Annotated in this window: 18 protein-coding genes and 1 tRNA gene; 8 read left to right on the top strand and 11 right to left on the bottom strand. The window is 63.4% G+C overall.

Going from position 1 to position 18859, the window contains the following annotated elements; translation table 11 throughout:
- Positions 1 to 79: 79 nt before the first annotated feature.
- Together LZ538_RS10040 and LZ538_RS10035 are read left to right on the top strand one after the other, a co-directional pair.
- A complete protein-coding gene (locus LZ538_RS10040; RefSeq protein ID WP_249831876.1) occupies positions 80 to 322 on the top strand; it encodes a YgaP family membrane protein in 243 nt (80 codons plus the stop codon).
- A 92-nt stretch (positions 323 to 414) separates the two neighbouring features.
- Positions 415 to 1185 (top strand): class I SAM-dependent methyltransferase, encoded by a 771-nt coding sequence (locus LZ538_RS10035; protein WP_249831875.1) that lies wholly within the window; start codon positions 415 to 417, stop codon positions 1183 to 1185.
- A 193-nt stretch (positions 1186 to 1378) separates the two neighbouring features.
- Here LZ538_RS10035 and LZ538_RS10030 read toward each other — a convergent pair whose 3' ends face one another.
- Together LZ538_RS10030 and panD are read right to left on the bottom strand one after the other, a co-directional pair.
- Positions 1379 to 2185, bottom strand: coding sequence for a S1C family serine protease (locus LZ538_RS10030; RefSeq protein ID WP_249831874.1), 807 nt, complete (start codon positions 2183 to 2185; stop codon positions 1379 to 1381).
- A gap of 34 nt (positions 2186 to 2219) precedes the next feature.
- Complete coding sequence (panD, locus tag LZ538_RS10025; RefSeq protein WP_249831873.1) at positions 2220 to 2657, bottom strand: aspartate 1-decarboxylase; 438 nt, start codon at positions 2655 to 2657, stop codon at positions 2220 to 2222.
- Between the two features lie 244 nt (positions 2658 to 2901).
- Here panD and LZ538_RS10020 point away from each other — a divergent pair, with 244 nt between their 5' ends.
- Complete coding sequence (locus LZ538_RS10020) at positions 2902 to 3192, top strand: PspC domain-containing protein (RefSeq protein ID WP_249831872.1); 291 nt, start codon at positions 2902 to 2904, stop codon at positions 3190 to 3192.
- A 2-nt stretch (positions 3193 to 3194) separates the two neighbouring features.
- On the opposite strand, the gene LZ538_RS10015 is transcribed toward LZ538_RS10020, so the two are convergent.
- The 4 genes from LZ538_RS10015 to LZ538_RS10000 form a co-directional block, all read right to left on the bottom strand.
- Positions 3195 to 3866, bottom strand: coding sequence for a DUF6975 family protein (locus LZ538_RS10015; protein WP_249831871.1), 672 nt, complete (start codon positions 3864 to 3866; stop codon positions 3195 to 3197).
- Between the two features lie 118 nt (positions 3867 to 3984).
- Positions 3985 to 5382, bottom strand: coding sequence for a methyl-accepting chemotaxis protein (locus LZ538_RS10010; protein WP_249831870.1), 1398 nt, complete (start codon positions 5380 to 5382; stop codon positions 3985 to 3987).
- A 76-nt stretch (positions 5383 to 5458) separates the two neighbouring features.
- Positions 5459 to 6658 (bottom strand): exo-beta-N-acetylmuramidase NamZ family protein, encoded by a 1200-nt coding sequence (locus LZ538_RS10005; protein WP_249831869.1) that lies wholly within the window; start codon positions 6656 to 6658, stop codon positions 5459 to 5461.
- 9 nt (positions 6659 to 6667) lie between these two features.
- Entirely contained in the window at positions 6668 to 7198 is a 531-nt protein-coding gene (locus tag LZ538_RS10000; RefSeq protein WP_249831868.1) for a DOMON-like domain-containing protein, read from the bottom strand.
- Between the two features lie 46 nt (positions 7199 to 7244).
- Between LZ538_RS10000 and tyrS the strand changes: the two genes are divergently transcribed.
- Positions 7245 to 8456, top strand: coding sequence for a tyrosine--tRNA ligase (tyrS, locus tag LZ538_RS09995; RefSeq protein WP_249831867.1), 1212 nt, complete (start codon positions 7245 to 7247; stop codon positions 8454 to 8456).
- Here tyrS and recG read toward each other — a convergent pair.
- Positions 8453 to 10510 carry an ATP-dependent DNA helicase RecG gene (gene recG / locus LZ538_RS09990; protein ID WP_249832209.1) on the bottom strand — a complete coding sequence of 686 codons (2058 nt, stop codon included), beginning with the start codon at positions 10508 to 10510 and terminating at the stop codon, positions 8453 to 8455. The two genes, tyrS and recG, sit on opposite strands and share 4 nt — an antisense overlap.
- 4 nt (positions 10511 to 10514) lie before the next feature.
- Here recG and LZ538_RS09985 point away from each other — a divergent pair, with 4 nt between their 5' ends.
- A complete protein-coding gene (locus tag LZ538_RS09985; protein ID WP_430741972.1) occupies positions 10515 to 10841 on the top strand; it encodes an FAD assembly factor SdhE in 327 nt (108 codons plus the stop codon).
- A complete protein-coding gene (gene mfd / locus LZ538_RS09980; RefSeq protein ID WP_249831866.1) occupies positions 10838 to 14329 on the top strand; it encodes a transcription-repair coupling factor in 3492 nt (1163 codons plus the stop codon). The genes LZ538_RS09985 and mfd overlap by 4 nt, the downstream gene beginning before the upstream one ends.
- Positions 14330 to 14331: 2 nt before the next feature.
- On the opposite strand, the gene LZ538_RS09975 is transcribed toward mfd, so the two are convergent.
- Entirely contained in the window at positions 14332 to 15111 is a 780-nt protein-coding gene (locus tag LZ538_RS09975; protein WP_249831865.1) for an EAL domain-containing protein, read from the bottom strand.
- 244 nt (positions 15112 to 15355) lie between these two features.
- On the opposite strand from LZ538_RS09975, the gene LZ538_RS09970 reads away from it, so the two are divergent.
- Together LZ538_RS09970 and LZ538_RS09965 are read left to right on the top strand one after the other, a co-directional pair.
- Entirely contained in the window at positions 15356 to 16114 is a 759-nt protein-coding gene (locus LZ538_RS09970) for an NAD kinase (protein ID WP_249832207.1), read from the top strand.
- 98 nt (positions 16115 to 16212) lie between these two features.
- Positions 16213 to 16287 (top strand) — tRNA-Asn (locus tag LZ538_RS09965).
- A 160-nt stretch (positions 16288 to 16447) separates the two neighbouring features.
- On the opposite strand, the gene LZ538_RS09960 is transcribed toward LZ538_RS09965, so the two are convergent.
- The 3 genes from LZ538_RS09960 to LZ538_RS09950 all read right to left on the bottom strand — a co-directional run bounded on the left by LZ538_RS09960 (position 16448) and on the right by LZ538_RS09950 (position 18770).
- Positions 16448 to 17215, bottom strand: a complete 768-nt coding sequence (locus LZ538_RS09960; RefSeq protein ID WP_249831864.1) for a LytR/AlgR family response regulator transcription factor — start codon at positions 17213 to 17215, stop codon at positions 16448 to 16450.
- Between the two features lie 5 nt (positions 17216 to 17220).
- Entirely contained in the window at positions 17221 to 18312 is a 1092-nt protein-coding gene (locus tag LZ538_RS09955; RefSeq protein WP_249831863.1) for a sensor histidine kinase, read from the bottom strand.
- Between the two features lie 143 nt (positions 18313 to 18455).
- Positions 18456 to 18770: a UrcA family protein gene (locus LZ538_RS09950; protein WP_249831862.1), complete on the bottom strand. Its 315-nt coding sequence runs from the start codon at positions 18768 to 18770 to the stop codon at positions 18456 to 18458.
- Positions 18771 to 18859 lie beyond the last annotated feature (89 nt).

Here is an 18859-nt window from a genome sequence, read left to right as displayed (position 1 = left end):
ATCCCTGCTCGAAACACTTCGCAACCCGCGAATGATGGCCTAGTAGGGCTGCTCAGCGCTAATCAAAGGGGTGATGGCAATGGACAGGAATGTCGGACCTGAGGATCGGGTGGTTCGGATCGTCGTCGGGCTTGGGCTCGGCCTGCTCGTCTATCTCGGGGTCCTCGGCGGGCCAATCGCGGGCATCATCGCCGGAGTCGTCGGCGTCTATCTTGTGCTCACCGGCCTGTTTGCGCGCTGCATCGTCTACAAGTTGATCGACGTCGATACCTCGATCCAGGAACAACCTTATTCCAGCACGGACGACCGGGCCGGCCTCTGAATCGGACCGATTCGCTTAACTGACGGGCTTGCGCGACTGCTGTTACGGCTCCATCGCCGCGGGGCCGAAGCTAGCGTCCAGGGAAATCGTGCATGTCCGTAGAATTGCGTCTTCCGCCCGAGCAGAAGCTCATTGCCGAACTTCAAGCACTGGCGAAGGAGGAGCAGGCGATCGCGCTGGCGATCGACGCGCTTCAGACCGGCCATTTCAAGCATCCGGACGGTCGCGTCGATCATCTCGCCAACGTCCGGGTGTCGCTCGGCCAGGCCGGGCTTCTCGCTTTCCTGGCAAAAGAATGCCCCACCTTCCTGTCGGTCGAGGTCGGCTTCGGCATGGGCTCGACCGCTGCGATCCTCCTCGGGACCCGCAGGCTGCAGGGCAAGCCGTTCGTGCATGCCATCTTCGATCCCTTTGGACTTCCGGACGGTAGCGGCAAGATCGTCCAGTCCTATCTGGAGCAGCGCTTCCCGAAGGCCTTCCGCCGAATCATGAAAAGCTCGGAGACCGGGATGGCGGCGATGATCGAGAACCGCGGCCCGGAATGCGCCGGCTTGGTGTTCATCGACGGCGGCCACCGGTTCGAAAATGTGATGACCGACTTTGTCCTGGCGGATCAATTGCTGGCGCTCGGCGGCTATATCGTGCTCGACGACAGCTTCTTCCCGGCGATCGAGACCGTCGTGAACTATGTGAAGGCGAACCGTCCCGATTACGCTGTCGCTCATCTGCCGGTGCCCAATTGCTCGGTGCTCCGCAAGGTGCGGCGCGACCAGCGTTCATGGGATGCGTTCAAGCCGTTCGAAGTCCCGCAGCGCGAGAATTGGACTCCGTCCCGGAAGCTGCCCGCGCAGGCCGAAAGTTAATTTCCCTAAACCAGTTTCCCTCATCCGCCGCTAACGGCCCGGAGGTAAACACGGTCTCAGCAGACCTCTCTTGATGCGAGCTCGAGCGGCCTGCCGGAACGAAGCACAGGATGCCCGGTGGACATCCGAGCGTGTGGAAGCCCTGCCCCATCCCCTTGCCTCGCGGGCAGGGCTTCTTTTCCTCCAACTCGATTTAGCGCTCGGCCTGGGCGACGACGCCGCGGACCACTTCGCTGGGGATCGCGAAACCGATGCCGACATTGCCCTGGCCGCGGTTGGGGCTGAACAACGCGGAATTGATGCCGATCACTCTTCCTGCCGTGTCGATCAAAGGACCGCCGGAATTTCCTGGATTGATCGGAGCGTCAGTCTGGATGAAACGCCGCTCATCGCCTTGGCCAAGCGCGCGATCGGTGGCGCTGACGATGCCCGCGGTCACCGTCTGGCCCAGCCCGAACGGGTTGCCGATGGCGACGACAGACTGTCCCACCTGAAGCTTCGAGCTGTCACCCAGCGGAAGCGCCGACAGGTTCCGCGCCTCGATTCGCAGCACGGCAATGTCGAGATCCGGTTCGAACGCCACCGGGTCCGCCGGAACGTGACGCCCGTCCTTCAACCCCACTTCGACTGCGCGCGCATTCTGGACGACATGGAAGTTCGTCACCACAAGTCCTCGGGCGGCATCGACGATCACGCCGGAGCCAGCGGAGATCGCAGGCTGCAGCGCGCTATCGGGAACTCCGAGATATTGCCGGAAGAAGGGGTCCCGCAGGAGCGGATTCTGCTCGGCCGGTGACGGCTGGAGGACAGCGATATTGACGACGGCCGGGGCTGTCTTGCGCACAAGCGACGGCAAATCGGTCGATCCGGCGAGGAGAGCGGGCGCTGCCGCAGTTGGGCCGTCTGCCTCGCCGATCGGCAGCATGCGGGCAATCATTCCGCCAATGACCGCGGCGAACAGGAATAGTATAACGAGAGAATAGCGGCGGGTTGCGGGCATGGGCTAAAAATCTGCCAGGAGCCGCTGCGTTCCCTCAGGCAGCTTCGGCCTGGTCGCCCCGCTTCTGGTCGCTGCCCGGAACAGGCTCGGCCGCATCGTTGCCGATCTTCACCACCTGGTTGCGGTCGTCGACGTGGACGACGGTCGGCTTGAGCGCGCGCGCCTCGGCATCGTCGAGAACCGCATAGCTCATAATGATGACTAGATCGCCGGGATGGACGAGATGCGCAGCGGCACCGTTGATGCCGATGACGCCGCTCCCGCGGGGTCCGGGGATCACATAGGTCTCGATACGGGCGCCGTTGGTGATGTCGACGATCGCAACCTGCTCGCCTTCGAGCAGGTCCGCAGCCTCCATCAGTGCGGCGTCCAGTGTCACCGAGCCGACGTAATGCAGGTCAGCCTGGGTCACCGTTGCACGGTGAATTTTCGACTTCATCATGATCCGCATCACGGGCGGGTCACTCCTCATGGGACGCCACAGGTTCGGCGCGCCTCTAGCAGATTTGCACTGTAAATCCATGATTCAAGTGCTGCAGTGCAATATCGCACTTGCAGCATAAGGTGGGAATTCCCAACTATGCGCGACAATGCGTGGCGGAAATTCCCAAATCGCTGCTGCGCATGTTGGGTAAGATGCTGAAACAGCGACATTTGTTGGTTTTGGCACAAGTCTTGCTCGGAGGGGAGCACGAACTTGCCACGGGAGTTTAAGAATGTCGGCGCAAGAAAATTACGTTGCCCTGCCCCTCCGGTCCCATACGATTTTGGGCGTCTGCGAAGGAATCGGCGAGGATTTCGGCTTCAACCCCGTGCTCCTACGGATCCCGTTTGCAGCGAGCGTCCTGATCAGCCCGACCATGGCGATTGCCGCCTATCTGGTGCTCGGGCTTGTGGTGCTTGCGTCACGCATGCTCTTCCCGAAGGCGAAAGTGCATTCCGAAGCCGGTGAAATGCAGCTTGCCGAACCGGCAAACGAGCAGCGCGAGCTGGCGAAAGCCGCCTAACCTTACCAGCAGTCGCGAGCCGAGGCCCTGGCTTCGAGCAGATCGAACAAGGCGCGATGCTGCAATAGTAGCTGCTCGGCTCCGAAACGAAGCGCCCGCTCGCTCGCCGGGGAGTCGCATGCGCCGTGGATCACGTCGACGATCGAAGATTCGTCGGGCAGCGACGGTGCGGGGCATTCAATGCCGACGCGAGATGCTGCGCGGTCCATCAATCGGCGAATAGGCCACCAGTCGCCGACCAAAGCGCTGGCGGCACCAAGGGCGCATCCACCGCGCTCGGAAGTTGCGAGAGTCTCAAGAGCGTGACGGGCAGCGACGAGACTGGATTCGGTTTCGGCGGCGCCCGGGGTGCTTGGCAGCGGACCGACCGCGGCCGTCAGCCGCACCAGGTAAAGCCGTTCCCGCTCGAAAGCCTCGGACGCGCGTTCCAGCCATTCCTGTGTCGACCCCTTCGCGGATCGTTGCAGGGCAATCTCGATCAATCCCGGGTAACGGCCATGCAGGCTGCAGAGCAGGTGCACCGCATCAGTGAGATCCCGCGCCGATTCGCGTCCGGAGGATTCCAGGAGCGAATTCAGGTGAGAATGCCGAGCGCATCCCTCCCCAGCGACGCGGGCAAGTTGCGCCTCAGCGACGCTGACCGGGGTCGACTCGAGGGACCGATTAACCGCCATTCCCATCCCCTTGCTGCCTGGGCTTCCCAGAACTTAGCTGCCCAGCCCTAACCCAAGGGCGTAAAGACGAGGTTTATGCCGTCGTAAGCTTTTCGGTGACCGACCGGGCGTCCACGGCTCAGTCGTCACGGTACGCAAGCTCGAAATTGCCCCAGCGACGGCCCTTGAACCACAGAGGGACGTAGATATTCTTCACCGGGATCCACTTGTCGCCCAGCTCCATGCGATATGTCGCAAGGGTGGCCGGCCTGTCGCTGGCCAGGGCCATGCGCGTCTGATCGTCGATCATGATGCGCATGTTTCGGCAATGTTCGTCGTTCCAGACCGGGTCCGGTCCCTGCGGATGGCTGCGTTCGCTAAGGTGGGTCGGCAAATAACCGTTCATGTCGCCGATCGCAGTGCCGATGATGCGCCCGTCTGTTGCCTTCGTGCGATCCAGGATCGGCCGCACGTAGCTATCCGCCGGCGTATTGAACCGGACTCGATATTGAACGGGGTTCGAGCCTTCGACGATCTGATAATCGCGGTCGAAAACGTCCTCGACCGAGATTTCGCCACTGTCGATCGCGCGCTCGATCTCCGCCATCACCAGGCGAGCAGCTTCCTGCGCTTTCAGGATGAAGGGGGTGTCGTCGATCTCCGCGCCTGAATTCGCGAGCGTGTCGAGCATCGTATTCGACAAGAGCTCGAGATGAGCCAGGCGCTTTTCAGCGCTCGTCAGGTCCTTGCCACTGTCCCGGGCACCCGAAGCGAAATCAGTGAGGCCCGCTTTGACCCGGTCGACGCTGGTCTGGATCATGCTCGTCGAGTGGGCGATGCCCTCTGTCTGGCGATCGACCATGCCGACGATCTCGCTAACTTCTCGCACGGTGTCGCTGATCGTGCCGAAGCCCGACTGGGCCGCTCGGCTGCGGTCGACGCCAGTCTTGATTTCGTTGGTGACTGCGCTCGCTTCGCGCGTGAGCTCGCCGATCGTCGAGGCAATCTGGCTCGTCGCCGCGCGGGTGTCGTGCGCAAGCTTTTTCACTTCCGCCGCGACCACTGCGAAGCTGCGTCCCGCGTCCCCGGCGCGAGCAGCCTCGATCGTCGCGTTCAGCGCCAGCATGTTGGTCTTGCGGGCGATCGTCTCGATCGTCGATGAGACCATCTGCACCTGGTTCATCGCAGTAGCGAAACCGGCCATCCGTTCGCCGAGCTGGACGACGAGCTCCGTCAGGCCCTTGAAGCCGTCGATGGTGCCCTCGATGGCCTCGCGGCCCGCCTCAAGCTTGGCCTTGGCCTGCTCCGACAGTAGCCGCGCTTCGTCCGTAGAGTCGGATACGCGAGCCTGGTCGGACATCAGCCGTCCGGTGACCTCCTCGAGCTGGTCCAGCATCTTGAGATGCTCGCCGATGCGCGTTGCGACGCCCTGGACGTAGCCCGCGACGTCGCTGCACTCCATCGACAGCGACCCGCAATCGCGCGCAACCGCGCGGATCGCATTTTCCGTAACCTCTTCGATCCCTTGCGTGGCCATGCCTCTGCCCAGCTCCCGACGAACCCGAGGCCCGGCTTACGCATGAACCTCCTACTTCTTCGTTAACTATGTCGGCTCAGTAGAGGAGATGCTTCGCGCGTTCCTCTTCCCACGCTTCCTCATCCGGGCAAGCTACGGCGTCGACGTCACCCGGCTTGGAGGTGGTGTCGTCGACCCATTCGCGCAGAAGCGAAGAGCCATTGATCACGTCGATGGCGAGCTTGTCGAACTCATATTCGTACGGGAAGTCGCGCCAGAGATCGTAGTCCGGATTCAGGTTCCGAACAGCTTTGAAGGCCAGCGCCTGCAACCTCCACGGCCTGAAGGAAGAATGATCGTAGAACGGCCCCTCGGCATGGATAAAGACGCCGCGGCAGAGCTCGTCCGCATGCTTGTGGAATGTCGGCTGGAAATAGATTTCGCGGAGCTTGCAGCCCGCCAGCCATTCAGGGGCAAGCCGCTCCATCTCCGCCATCACCTTGCGGGGCTCGATGTCCGGTGCGCCGAACAATTCCAATGCACGGGTGGTGCCCCTGCCCTCGCTCAGCGTCGTCCCTTCGAGCATGACCGTGCCGGCATAGGCCCGCGCCATATTGAGGTTGGCCGCATTGGGGCTTGGATTGATCCACACGCGCTCCGCAGGCCAACCGCAACCGGGCTCCTCCCCGGCTTCCCAACCTTCCATCTCGATCACGCGATAATCGACATCGAGTTCGAACTGGTCGATGAACCAGCGGCCGAGCTCCCCCAGCGTGAGCCCGTGTCGCATCGGCATCGGTCCCGCACCGACAAAGCTCTCCCACCCGTGGCGCAGGGTGAGCCCTTCCACGGGGCGTCCGGCAGGGTTGGGCCTATCGAGGACCCAGACACTTTTGCCATGCTCCGCAGCCGCTTCGAGCACGTAAAGCAACGTCGTCACATAGGTGTAGATCCGGCAGCCGAGGTCCTGCAGGTCGACCAGGATCACGTCGAACGTGCCCATCGACTGCCCGGTGGGACGACGCACTTCACCATAAAGACTGAAGACCGGCATTCCGTAAGTCGGGTCCGTGAAGTCCGGCGACTCCATCATATTGTCCTGCAGGTCCCCGCGAACGCCATGCTGGGGACCGAATACGGCCGAGACGTTCAGCCCGGCGGCGACCAGCGCATCGAGGCTGTGCGTCAGGTCGCGCGTGACGGATGCCGGGTGGGCGAGCAGCGCAACACGCTTGCCTTCCAGCGGGCGGCGAAGCTCCGGCTCGGCAAGCAGCCGGTCTATTCCGAACAGTGTCATGCCCGCTGCTTACGGCAGGTGTGACGCGAAGCAACCGGGGTCGTGGAAATCGGGCCGGTCCGTTGGATGTGCCAGCGCCCAATAGGATTTGGTGCCATCCTTTTCCTCAAGAACCGCCGACAGCCCAAGCGCCCAGACCGAATCCGCATCGACGGCGATGGTCGCTCCGAGCGCCCACCAGATCAGATTGTCTTCGACCCTGAGATAAGGGGCTGCGACGTCCGCCGGCGCCATGCCTTCACGATAAGCCGTGAAATCGTACGCTGCCCACCGCCCCGAAGGCGAGAAATTCCACTCGCGATAGGCATCGGCGCCTGGAATGCGCAGGAAGGCTTCAAAGCAAGTCGTCTGCCAAAGCTCGTCCGCGCGCGCAGGGTCTTTCGGCTCGGGAATGACGAAGCGTTCGGCCGGCGCGCCGACGCCAAACCAGATATTCGTCGAAGCCGTCGAGCCAAGCGCGCTTGCATGTTCAATCGTCGCCCAAACCTTGAACGGGTTTGACGGAGACGCAGCCGGATGTGGAATCAGATTGAGCGGCATTCCTGACCAGTAGCAGCGCGGAGGTCATCACGCTAAGCGACACCTGATGACGTCCTTCCGATCTTCCCTTCTCCAGCTGCTCGAAGAGCGCGGCTACATCCACCAGGTCACCGACGCCGAAGCGCTCGATGCACTCGCGAACAAGGAGGTTGTCGCGGGCTACATCGGATTCGATGCGACCGCCCCGAGCCTGCACGTCGGCAGCCTCGTGCAGATCATGCTTCTTCGCCGGCTCCAGCAGGCAGGGCACAAGCCGATCGTCCTGATGGGCGGGGGAACGACGAAAGTCGGCGATCCGACCGGCAAGGACGAAAGCCGCAAGCTGCTGAGCGACGACGACATCACAACCAACATCGCTGGCATCCGCAAGGTATTCGAGCGCTTCCTGACGTTCGGTGACGGTCCCACGGACGCCGTGCTGGTCAACAACGACGATTGGCTGAGCAAGCTCGAATATGTGCCGTTCCTTCGCGACGTCGGGCGCCATTTCACCATCAATCGCATGCTGACCTTCGACAGCGTGCGAATCCGTCTGGATCGCGAGCAGCCGCTGACCTTCCTCGAGTTCAACTACATGATCCTCCAGGCGTACGATTTCCTGGAGCTTTCCCGCCGCGTGGGTTGCAGGCTGCAGATGGGCGGCTCCGACCAGTGGGGGAATATCGTCAACGGCATCGAGCTTACGCGCCGGATCGAGGGAACAGAGATTTACGGGATCACTACGCCGCTGATCACCAATCCCGACGGCTCAAAGATGGGCAAGACCGAGCGGGGTGCGGTGTGGCTCAATGAGGATCTGCTGAGCCCCTACGATTATTGGCAGTTCTGGAGGAATGTCGACGATACGAACGTCGGCGTCTTCCTCCGCCGTTTCACGGACCTGACGATCGACGAAGTCGCGCGGCTCGAAAAGCTTTCGGGCGCGGAGATCAACGAAGCGAAGATCGTGCTGGCGACCGAAGCCACCGCCATGCTTCATGGAAGAGAGGCAGCCGAGGCCGCGGCACGCACCGCGGCCGAAACCTTTGGCGCCGGTGGCGCGGGCGAGGAATTGCCGACATTGAATGTCGGCGATGGCATGACAGTCGCGCATGCGCTGACGGCGCTGGGCTTCACGCCCTCGAACAAGGAAGCGAAGCGCAAGATCGCCGAAGGCGCCGTGCGCCTCGACGATGTCGTGATCAGCGACCCCGCGATGATGGCAACGAGCGGAAGGCTCAGCCTCGGCAAGAAGCGTCACGGGCTGCTGGTGCGCTAGCCCGAGCGAATCAGCCCCACGGCCTGGTCGCGCTCGAAAAGGTAAAGGCAGATACGCGCCGCCTGCCCGCGAGGTCCGGCAAGGCCTCCATCCCGATCCAGCAGCAGCTGGGCATCGCTCTGGGCGATCGGGGCAAGCTCCTGGACGTCTTCCGCGCTCGCGACGCGGAAACCTTCCTCCCCCGACTGACGGGTACCGAGGATTTCTCCAGGCCCCCGCAGCCGCAAATCCTCCTCCGCGATCCTGAAGCCGTCATTGGTCTCGCGCATCAGCGATAGCCGGGCGCGCCCGACTTCGGTTAGATTCTGTCCGCGGATGAGGAGGCAGGTGCTCTTGCCTGTCCCTCGGCCGACCCGTCCGCGCAGCTGGTGAAGCTGGGCGAGACCGAAGCGCTCGGCCCCTTCTACGATCATCAGAGTGGCGTTAGGCACGTCCACGCCGACCTCGATCACGGTGGTTGCAACAAGCGCTGCCAGCTGGCCGGACGCGAATGCTTCCATCACCGCGTCCTTTTCGGGACCTTTCATCCGACCATGAACCAGACCGATCCTGTCGTCACCGAAGCGCTGGCGAAGCAAGCGCGCGCGCTCCTCGGCAGCAGCGGCATCCGACTTCTCGCTTTCCTCCACCAAGGGGCAAACCCAATAGGCCTGGCCGCCGGACGAAATGTGACGTCCGAGGCCATCGACCACCTCGGTCAGGCGCTCCTCGCTGATGACGCGGGTCTCGACCGGGGTGCGGCCGGGAGGCATTTCGTCGATCCGGCTGACGTCCATTTCGCCATATTGTGTCAGGGTCAGCGTTCGCGGAATCGGCGTGGCGGTCATCACCAGCAAGTGCGGCGGCCGCTCGGCCTTTGCGGACAGCAATAGGCGCTGGGAAACACCGAAGCGGTGCTGCTCGTCGATGACCGCAAGTCCGAGATTCTTGTAGGCCACTTTCTCCTGGAAGATGGCGTGCGTGCCGACCAGGATATCGATGCTTCCATCAGCCAGGCCCATCAGCACACTGTCGCGGGCCCTGCCCTTTTCCCGTCCAGTCAGGATCGCAACGCGAACGCCGACGCTGTCGAGCTGGGCAAGCAAGGTCGCATGATGCTGTCGCGCGAGGATCTCGGTCGGCGCGAGCAAGGCAGCCTGCGCGCCGGATTCGATTGCGGCGAGCATCGCCACCACCGCGACAAGGGTCTTTCCCGAGCCGACATCGCCCTGCAGCAGGCGGAGCATCGGGACGTCCTGCCCCATGTCGCCGCGGACCTCGCGAATGACGCGACGCTGCGCCTCGGTCAGCTCGTAAGGGAGCCTGAGCTTGCGCGGCAGCTCACCAGTACCGGGGAGTGGGATCGTCCGCCGCCGGCGCTGCGACTGACGCAGCAGCAGCAATGCAAGCTGGTTCGCGAACACTTCGTCATAGGCGAGGCGCCGGCGCGCGTCAGTCCCCGGTTCACGGTGCGCCTCCACCAGCGCGGATCGCCAGTCCCGCCACCCGTCGCGCGCGAGCTGGCTGGCCTCGATCCACTCGGGAAGTTCAGGTGCGCGCTCGAGCGTGTCGCGAGCAAGCTCCCCCATCCGGCGGTTCGTCAGGCCTTCCGTCAACGGATAGACGGGCTCCCGCACCGCTGGCTGGGGTCCCTTTCCTGCTTCCGCGACTTCGGGATGAATGATCTGCCATTCGTCGCCATAAGCTTCGAGCTTGCCTGAGACGATGCGCATTTCGCCCATCGGGAGCTGGCGCTTCGCCCAGCCCGGATTGTTGAAATAGATGAGGCTGATCGTGTTGCCGTCGGCGTCCCTCGCGAAGATTCGCGTGGGCCCACGCCCAGATCGATTCTCTCTCGCTTGATAGGGCGTGAGTTCGAGGATGACGGTTCGCCCCAGCAAAGCAGCGCTGGCAGCGGGGGCTCGCACGCGCTCTATCGAGCCTGTCGGCAAATGGTACAGCACGTCAACCACGCGCGTCAGGCCCAGCTTCTTGAGCTGCTTGGCGACCTGCGGACCTACGCCCTTTAGGACCTCGACCTCGGCGAACAGCGGATTGAGGATTTCGGGGCGCATTGCCATGGATTGCCGCGTCGGCTCGCTCCTCGCAATCATGAAGGTACGTGGCTACATGGCGCCAATGCCATCGGATCCGGACCTCAAGCGCCTGCAATGGCGCGCGCATCATCGCGGCACCCGCGAAGCCGACATGCTGATCGGTGGGTTCTTCGACGCCTACAATGCGTCGTGGAACGCCGATGAGCGCGCACTGTTCGCCGAGATGCTCGAGAGCCAGGACGTGGACATCATGGCATGGGCGCACGGAACCGCCGAGCCGCCGGAGCGCTTCGCCGGTCCCATGATCGAAGCGCTGAAGACTTTGACCTACATCCGGATCGCGCGATGAAGGAGCCGCTGCAGCGCGTCCTGCGCGCCGAACATCCGCTAACGCTCGCGGGCGTGCCGGCAGGCTTCCTGCCCTGGCTGGCGGCGGATCTTGCCCGTGCGGCCCGTGGGCGCGCGGTCGTGATTGCGGCCGACGAGACTGCGATGCGCGCACTCGCCGAAACCGTCCCCGTATTCGCGCCGGAGATCCAGGTCCTCACCTTTCCGGCATGGGATTCGCTGCCTTACGATCGGGCGTCTCCAGCGCTGCGGGTCATGGCGGAGCGGCTCGCAACGTTGAGCGCTTTACAGATGAAGTCCGACAAGCCGCAGCTTCTCGTCACGACTGCCGCGGCGGCGAGCCAGCGCGTGTTGACACCGTTCCGGGTTCGCCAGCTTACGCGGCACATTGCCGAAGGCGAGAGGATCGACCGGCAGGCGCTCATCAATCAGCTCAATGCTCTAGGATACCAGAGAGCGGACACCGTCGCCGAGCATGGCGAATATGCAGTCCGCGGGTCGCTCATCGACCTCTTTCCCGCCGGCGAGGAAATGGCGCTTCGCCTCGACTTCTTTGGAGACGAGATCGACAGCCTTCGCCGCTTCGACCCCGCAGACCAGCGCTCGACCGACAAGGCGAAGGGATTCACCTTGATGCCTGCGTCCGAAGCGCTTCTCGACGAGGAGAGCATCAAGCGCTTCCGTTCGCGCTATCGCGAAAAGTTCGGCGCCACATCGACCCAGGATCCGCTCTACCAGGCGCTTTCCGACGGCCGCCGCATGAGCGGGATGGAGCATTGGCTGCCACTGCTTGAAGAGCGGCTCGAGACCCTGTTCGATCATCTTGGTGAAGACGATCTAATCGTTCGCGAGAGCGCCGCGGACAAGGCGCTGGAAGCGCGGCGCGACGCCATCTCCGATTATTACGACAATCGCGTGCGCGCCATGGAAGGCGAGCCCGGCAGCTATCGCCCGCTCGAACCGAGCGCGCTCTACATCATGGAAAAGGAGTGGGCCGAGCTCGTTTCAGCGCGACCGATCCATCTGGCGTCGCCTTTCCCGGAACCCGAGTCCGAGCGCATCATCGACTTCGGCGTCGAAGCGGCGCGCGATTTCGCCCCCGAACGGACTCAGCAAGCCAACGTCTACGAAGCCGTTGCCGAGCATATCGGCAAGCTGCGCAGGGAAGGCCGCAAGATCGTCCTTGCAAGCTACACTCGGGGCGCTCGCGAACGGCTCGGCGGCTTGCTCGAAGATCATGGGATCAAAGGCCAGAAGCAAGTCGACACTTGGCAGCAAGCGCTTGGCTCGAAAACGCAGCCGGCGCTGATCGTCCTGCCGCTCGACCACGGCTTCACCACGCCGGACGTCGCAGTGCTCACCGAGCAGGACATGCTCGGCGATCGCCTCGTCCGCAGGCGCAAGAAGCGCAAGGCAGCAGACGCTTTCCTTCAGGAACTCGCGACCCTCTCGCCGGGCGATCTGGTCGTCCACGCCGACCATGGCATCGGGCGCTACGAGGGCCTGACGCAAATCCCTGTCAGCAGGGTGCCGCACGACTGCGTCGCGCTGGAATATGCGCGGGGCGACAAGCTCTACGTGCCGGTCGAGAATATCGAGCTTCTTTCGCGCTATGGCAGCGAAAGCGAGGGCGGCGCGACGCTGGACAGCCTTGGCGGCGAAGCCTGGCAGCGGCGCAAGGCGCGCATGAAGGAGCGCATCCGCGAGATCGCGGGCGAGCTTATCAAGACCGCGGCGCTTCGCGCGACACGCGCAGGCGTCGTGGCCGAGCCCGACGCCAGCTATCCCCAGTTCGTCGATCGCTTCCCTTATGAAGAGACGGACGACCAGGAACGCGCGATCTCGGACGTGCTTCAGGACCTCGAGGCCGGCAAGCCGATGGACCGGCTCGTCTGCGGCGATGTGGGCTTCGGAAAAACGGAGGTAGGCCTTCGTGCGGCCTTTGTAATGGCCATGTCGGGCAGGCAGGTCGCCCTCATCTGTCCGACGACGCTCCTTGCGCGCCAGCATTATTCCAATTTTGTCGATCGTCTTCAGGGCTTCCCGATCAACATCGGCCGTCTGTCCCGGCTCGTGCCCGCGGCGGAGGCCAGGAAGACCAAGGAAGGCTTGGCGGACGGCACTGTCGATATCGTCATTGGCACGCACGCGCTGCTAGCGAAAAGCATAGAGTTCAAGCGCTTGGGACTCGTTATTGTCGACGAGGAACAACATTTCGGAGTTGCGCACAAGGAGCGGTTGAAAGCGCTTAAGGCGGACGTTCACGTGTTGACCCTGACCGCGACGCCAATTCCCCGCACGCTCCAGATGGCAATGTCGGGGCTGCGCGACCTCAGCGTGATCCAGACCCCTCCGGTCGATCGGCTGGCGGTGCGGACCTACGTGACACCGTGGGACGCGGTCGTGCTGCGCGAAGCGCTCCTCCGCGAACATTTCCGCGGCGGTCAGAGCTTCTTCGTCGTTCCGCGCGTGGCCGATCTCGCCGACATGGAAGAGTGGCTGCGAAGCCAGGTGCCCGAGGTGAAGTTCGTCACCGCGCACGGACAGATGAGCGCGAGCCAGGTGGAAGAGCGAATGAGCGCCTTCTACGACCGTAAATATGACGTGCTGCTTTCCACCACCATCGTTGAGAGCGGTCTCGACATCCCGAGCGCCAATACGCTCCTGGTTTATCGATCCGATCGCTTCGGCCTTGCCCAGCTCTACCAGCTTCGCGGGCGGGTCGGACGCTCGAAAACCCGCGCTTACGCTTATCTGACGATGCCCGCGGATCGTTCGATCACCGAAGCTGCCCAGAAGCGTCTTCAAGTGCTGGCGGACCTCGACAGCCTCGGCGCCGGTTTCCAGCTGGCCAGCCACGACCTCGACATAAGGGGCGCAGGGAACTTGCTCGGCGATGAGCAGTCGGGACATATCAAGGAAGTCGGCTTCGAGCTCTACCAGTCGATGCTTGAGGACGCGATCGTCGAGATGAAGGCCGGCGGGGTCGCGCGAACGGAACAATTCACTCCGCAGATCAGCGTCGACGCGCCGATCATGATACCGGAGGAATATGTCCCCGACCTAGATCTGCGCATGGGGCTATACCGTCGGCTTGGCGAGCTCGACGACCGCCCCGCGATCGACGCCTTCGCCGCCGAGCTGATCGACCGGTTCGGCGCGCTTCCGGAAGAAACCGCCAACCTTATGAAGATCGTCGAAGTGAAGCTGAATTGCCGCAAGGCGATGATCGCGAAGCTCGACATGGGTCCGAAGGGCGCGGTGGTGACTTTCGCCGATACCGGCTTCCCGGATTTGCAGGGCCTGCTCGGCTACATGGACCGCCTGAAGGGTTCGGCCAGGTTGCGGCCCGATAGCAAGCTGGCGGTATCGCGGGACTGGCCGACGGCCGATGCGCGCCTCAACGGCGCTCTGCAGCTCTCGCGGGGACTCGCGAGGGTCGCCGCTGCGGGCGAAGCCGCCGCGAAGAAAGAGCTGGAGCCGGCCTAGTTCTATGCCGCTTCGGCGTGGGCCGCGCCGACGAACCGGGCAAGCTCGTCTTCCGTCAACGCTCCGGCACCCAGGAAGCCCTGGTAAAGGTCGCATCCCCACTCCGAAAGGAGGACAAGTTGGGGAGTGCTCTCAACGCCCTCGACGAGCACCTTGAGTCCGAGCTCATGGGCGAGGTTGATCAACGTCCTGACGACGAGGCGGTCAGGCTCTCGCTCGACAATCGCCGACACCAGTCCGCGATCGATCTTGAGGACGTCGATCGGGAGGTTGGTGAGGTAGGAGAAGCTGGCATAGCCGCTTCCGAAGTCGTCGACGGCGACGGTCACTCCCGCGTCGCGGAGGCGCGCCAGATGCTCCGACGCAGCTTCATGATCGGTGACGAGGGCGCTCTCGGTAATCTCGATCGTCACCCTCGACGAGGCGATCCCGGCAATTGCAATCTCTTCGAGCAGCCAGCTGTCGTAATCGTCGCGGATGATCTCCCGCGGCAAGAGATTGATCGAAACGCCCAAGCCGCTGAGGGGCCCTTCCCATGCTGCCGCGCGGCGTAAGGCCTTGCGCTGGACCAGGCGCGAAAGCCGCTCGTCCAGGCGCGAAGCCGCTGCGCGAGAGAACAGGCTGGTCGCTGAATCCGCGATGGCCGATCGCGCCAGGGCCTCAGCGCCAGTGATCCTGCCCGTGGCGGGCTCGATGACCGGCTGGTAGAGAACGTCGATCTGCTCATGCGCGATCATGCTCTCGAGCAGCGGATCGTTGGTCGGCAGGGCGGGCGCCGGCAAAGGGGTATCCGACGCCCGCCTCCCCCACGAGAATACGCTTTCCCACTTGAACATGAGCGCCGGCCTAACGCGCGGCCGCCTCGGTCGGAAGCGGCACCCCAGGGCACGACCCGAAACGGGACAGTGACGCTGCTTTGGTAAGCCACTATGCTGCGGGAGGCCGAGGCAGTGAAAAGGACGAGGCTTGAACGCGGACGCGTCTCCGCCCACGGGCGACAGGGTGCAGGATCTCGGCGCGCTCGGCATCGGCTTGTTGGCTTCGAACCGGGAGCTGTCGCGATCTGCGGAAGCATTGCTGCGCGAGCGCTATAAGTTCGCATCGCCCGACGAAGCGGAGATTTTCGTCGCCGTCGGAGGCGACGGGTTCATGCTCCACGTGCTTCACGACATGCTGGAGCGCGGACTGCCAAAGCCGGTGTTCGGCATGAATCGCGGAACGGTCGGCTTCCTGATGAACGAATGGCGGCTGGACCGGCTTTCCGAGCGGATCGCCGCGGCAAAGGCGATCCGCGTCGCGCCACTCGAGATGCGTGCGACGACGGTCGGCGGCAAAACTTTCACTCACGCAGCGATTAACGAGGTGTCGCTACTGCGCGAGACCCGCCAGACGGCCAAGATCGAAGTGCTTGTCGACGGACGCGTCGCGCTCCCTGAGCTGGTCTGCGACGGCGTGCTCGTGGCAACGCCCGCGGGTTCGAGCGCATACAATCTGTCGGCCGGCGGGCCTATCCTTCCGCTTCAGGCCAAGATGCTTGCCCTGACCCCGATCAGCCCGTTCCGGCCACGGCGCTGGTCGGGCGCGATCCTGCCCGACGACACTGCCGTCTGCCTCCAGGTGCTTGAGCCGGAGAATAGGCCCGTTTCGGCGGTCGCGGATCAGATCGAGGTGCGTGACGTCACGAAAGTCGAGATCGGGCTCGACCGCGAGCGGTCCCTCACCCTCCTGTTCGATCCGGAGCATGCCCTCGACGAGCGGATCGCGATGGAGCAATTCGCGACCTGATTGCGCCGCGATTTGACGATCGGGCGCTTGGACACTTGCCTTTAAGGAACCGGGCGCTATCTAGCCCGCCTGCCCTGCAGCACGGTCTGCGTGGCTGCTCCCCGGTAGCTCAGCGGTAGAGCATCCGACTGTTAATCGGACGGCCGCCTGTTCGAATCAGGCCCGGGGAGCCATTCTTCCAAGGATGGGCGAAAACAACGAAGCGGCCGGCCCGGGGGGCCAGCCGCTCCGGCGGAATGCGTTCATGTCCTGTGGACCACCCCGCAGGTTCCCATAACGCGGGCGTCAATGCCCTGCTCCCGCCTTTTACCCTGATGTCCCGAAGCGGGACGCCTACTCGCTTAGCTTCAGACGCTGCGCGACGCCGTGGGCGTAGCTGGGCCCGACCGGAATAATCGCGCCGTCGCGCATGACGAGCGCGCTGATCGACCTGCCCATGCGCTGGACCTCGACCACGTTGCTGGGACGGGCAAAGGCGGAACGATGCACACGCACCAGCTGCATCGGATCGAGCGAGTCTTCCAGCGAGCGCATCGACATTCGAACGATGTGGCTCCGCGTCGCCGTGTGCAGCATCACATAATCCCGCTGCGCCTCTATCCAGTCGATGGTCTCGGTCGGGACGAAGATCGCGCCCGAACGCGTCTGGACCCAAATGCCGTCCTCATGCGGCGACTTGGCCTGCGTCAGCGGTTCCGACGTCGTATCGGGCTCACCATCCCGCGCCGCCAGCTCGCGCAGATATTTGCGTCGCTTGGCCCGCTCGACGGCCTGCCACAACCGGTCGAAACGGACGGGCTTCAACAGATAGTCCGCAGCCTCCACCTCGAAGGCGTCGGCCGCATAATGTTCGAAAGCAGTGACGAAGATGATCTCGGGGCGATCTTCTCCTTCCAGCGTCGAAGCGACGCGAAGGCCATTCTGCTCCGGCATCTGAACGTCGAGGAACACGAGATCCGGCTTCAGCGATTCTATCTGCTCGCTGGCCTCGCGGCCGTTGGTCGCCGTTCCGACGACCTCGGCACTGGCGATGTCGGAGAGGAGGAATTGGAGGCGCTCGATCGCAAGCGGCTCATCGTCAACGAGCAGGGTACGCAACATGATCGTCAGGCTACCAGGGTCAGCGACCGGTCGGCATCGATCGGCAGCCGAATGATCGCGATGAAACCCTGATCGTGCGGCATCGTCTCCAGTCGAGCCTTGCCGCCATACTCGACTTCCAGGCGGCGGCGCGTGTTCGCAAGCCCCACGCCGGTCCCGCCGGTGTTCGCGGGGCTGCCGCCATTGTCGCTGACGCTAAGGACCATGTCGTTGCCCTCGCGACGCGCGGCGACCCGGATGATCACCGGCTTGCTGGTCGGAGCGACCGCATGCTTGATCGCATTCTCGACGAGCGGCTGGAGGATGAAGTTCGGTACTGGCAGGTCCATCAGCTCCGCAGGGCATTCGAAATCCACGGTCAGCCGATCGCCGAAGCGGATCGATTCGATCTCCAGATAGGTCTGCAGCACCTCAAATTCTTCGCCGAGGGTCGTCGACCCCGTTCCGTCCGCTGCCAGCGCGGTGCGGAGGAAGTCGCACAGCTTGCTCAGCATAGCCTCCCCGTGGCGATTGCGGCCCGTCACAATCAGCGACGAGATCGCATTGAGCGTGTTGAACAGGAAATGGGGGTTCAGCTGCAGCCGCAGGGCCGTGAGCTGCGCAGTCTGCGCAAGAGCCCGCGCCTCCATCAGCTGCACATCGCGCTCACGCATCACGGCGTTGGCCTGGAGGATCACATAGACCGAGCCGAGCAGGCCGTAGAGCCACGAGAAGCTGATGAAGTTCGACACGGTCATGTTCACCACATCCTTCGGGATGCGATGAGCGGACATGAAGATGCGAATGATCTCGCCGCCAAGCAGGGAGTCGAACAAGGAGAAGACGAACGCCGCGGCGCAAACGCAGGCCGATACAACGACGACCTTGGTTGAAAGGCTCGCTTCGGCGACGCGCTCGGCCGCCATGTACAGCAACACGGAGAGCACGATGCCCACCGCGATGTCGGCGAGGATGAAGCCTATGACGAAGTTCGGGACGTGACCTGTCGCGACCAGGCCTGGCATCAGAAAGAGGACGAAGGTGAACGCCCAAATGCCTAACGTGAGCTTGGCGGCCTGCCGGGCAATCTCCGGACGCGTGAACGAAAGAAATTTCATGCAGTGGACCCGCTTGTTCAGCGCCGGCTTCTAACCTGTTTTCACAAGGATAGCGCGGTTTTCGTCGCACAAACCGCGGCTTTTGCAGCAAGATTGATGGGAGAGCGACGGCTGGGGAGGATTGCCGCTCTCCCATCGGGGCATCAGCGGCCGCCCATGCGAACGGCGCTCGACCCGGAATCGGCAAGCTGCATCTTCTGCTCGGCAGCCTGGATGAATTTCGCCCGGCACGTCTGCACCTGCAGCGTCTGCTGGAGCGGGGAGTCACCTGCGCCGACGCAGAACTGGTCGGCACGAGCCTTCACTCGATGGAGGAGGACGTTCGCGCCGGCATCGCTGGCGACGTCGAGATCGCCGTAGGCGATCGAAACGGAGAATTCCTCGGCACCGGGCTGGGCCAGTGCAGGCGAAGCAGCAAGGCTGGAAGCCAGCACGAGCGAAGTGAGCAAGATACGCATGTGATAATCCCTTCTTTTGGTCCGGCGTCCGAAGGCCGATTTGGCCTTTCTGAACGTCGCCATCAGGGATTGGCTGAAGCTGTAATATA

This window comes from Sphingomonas hankyongi, assembly GCF_023516575.1.
Classification (GTDB): domain Bacteria; phylum Pseudomonadota; class Alphaproteobacteria; order Sphingomonadales; family Sphingomonadaceae; genus Sphingomicrobium; species Sphingomicrobium hankyongi.
Note: the sequence above shows the minus strand (reverse complement) of the source record. Positions and strands in the feature narration are given on the sequence as shown.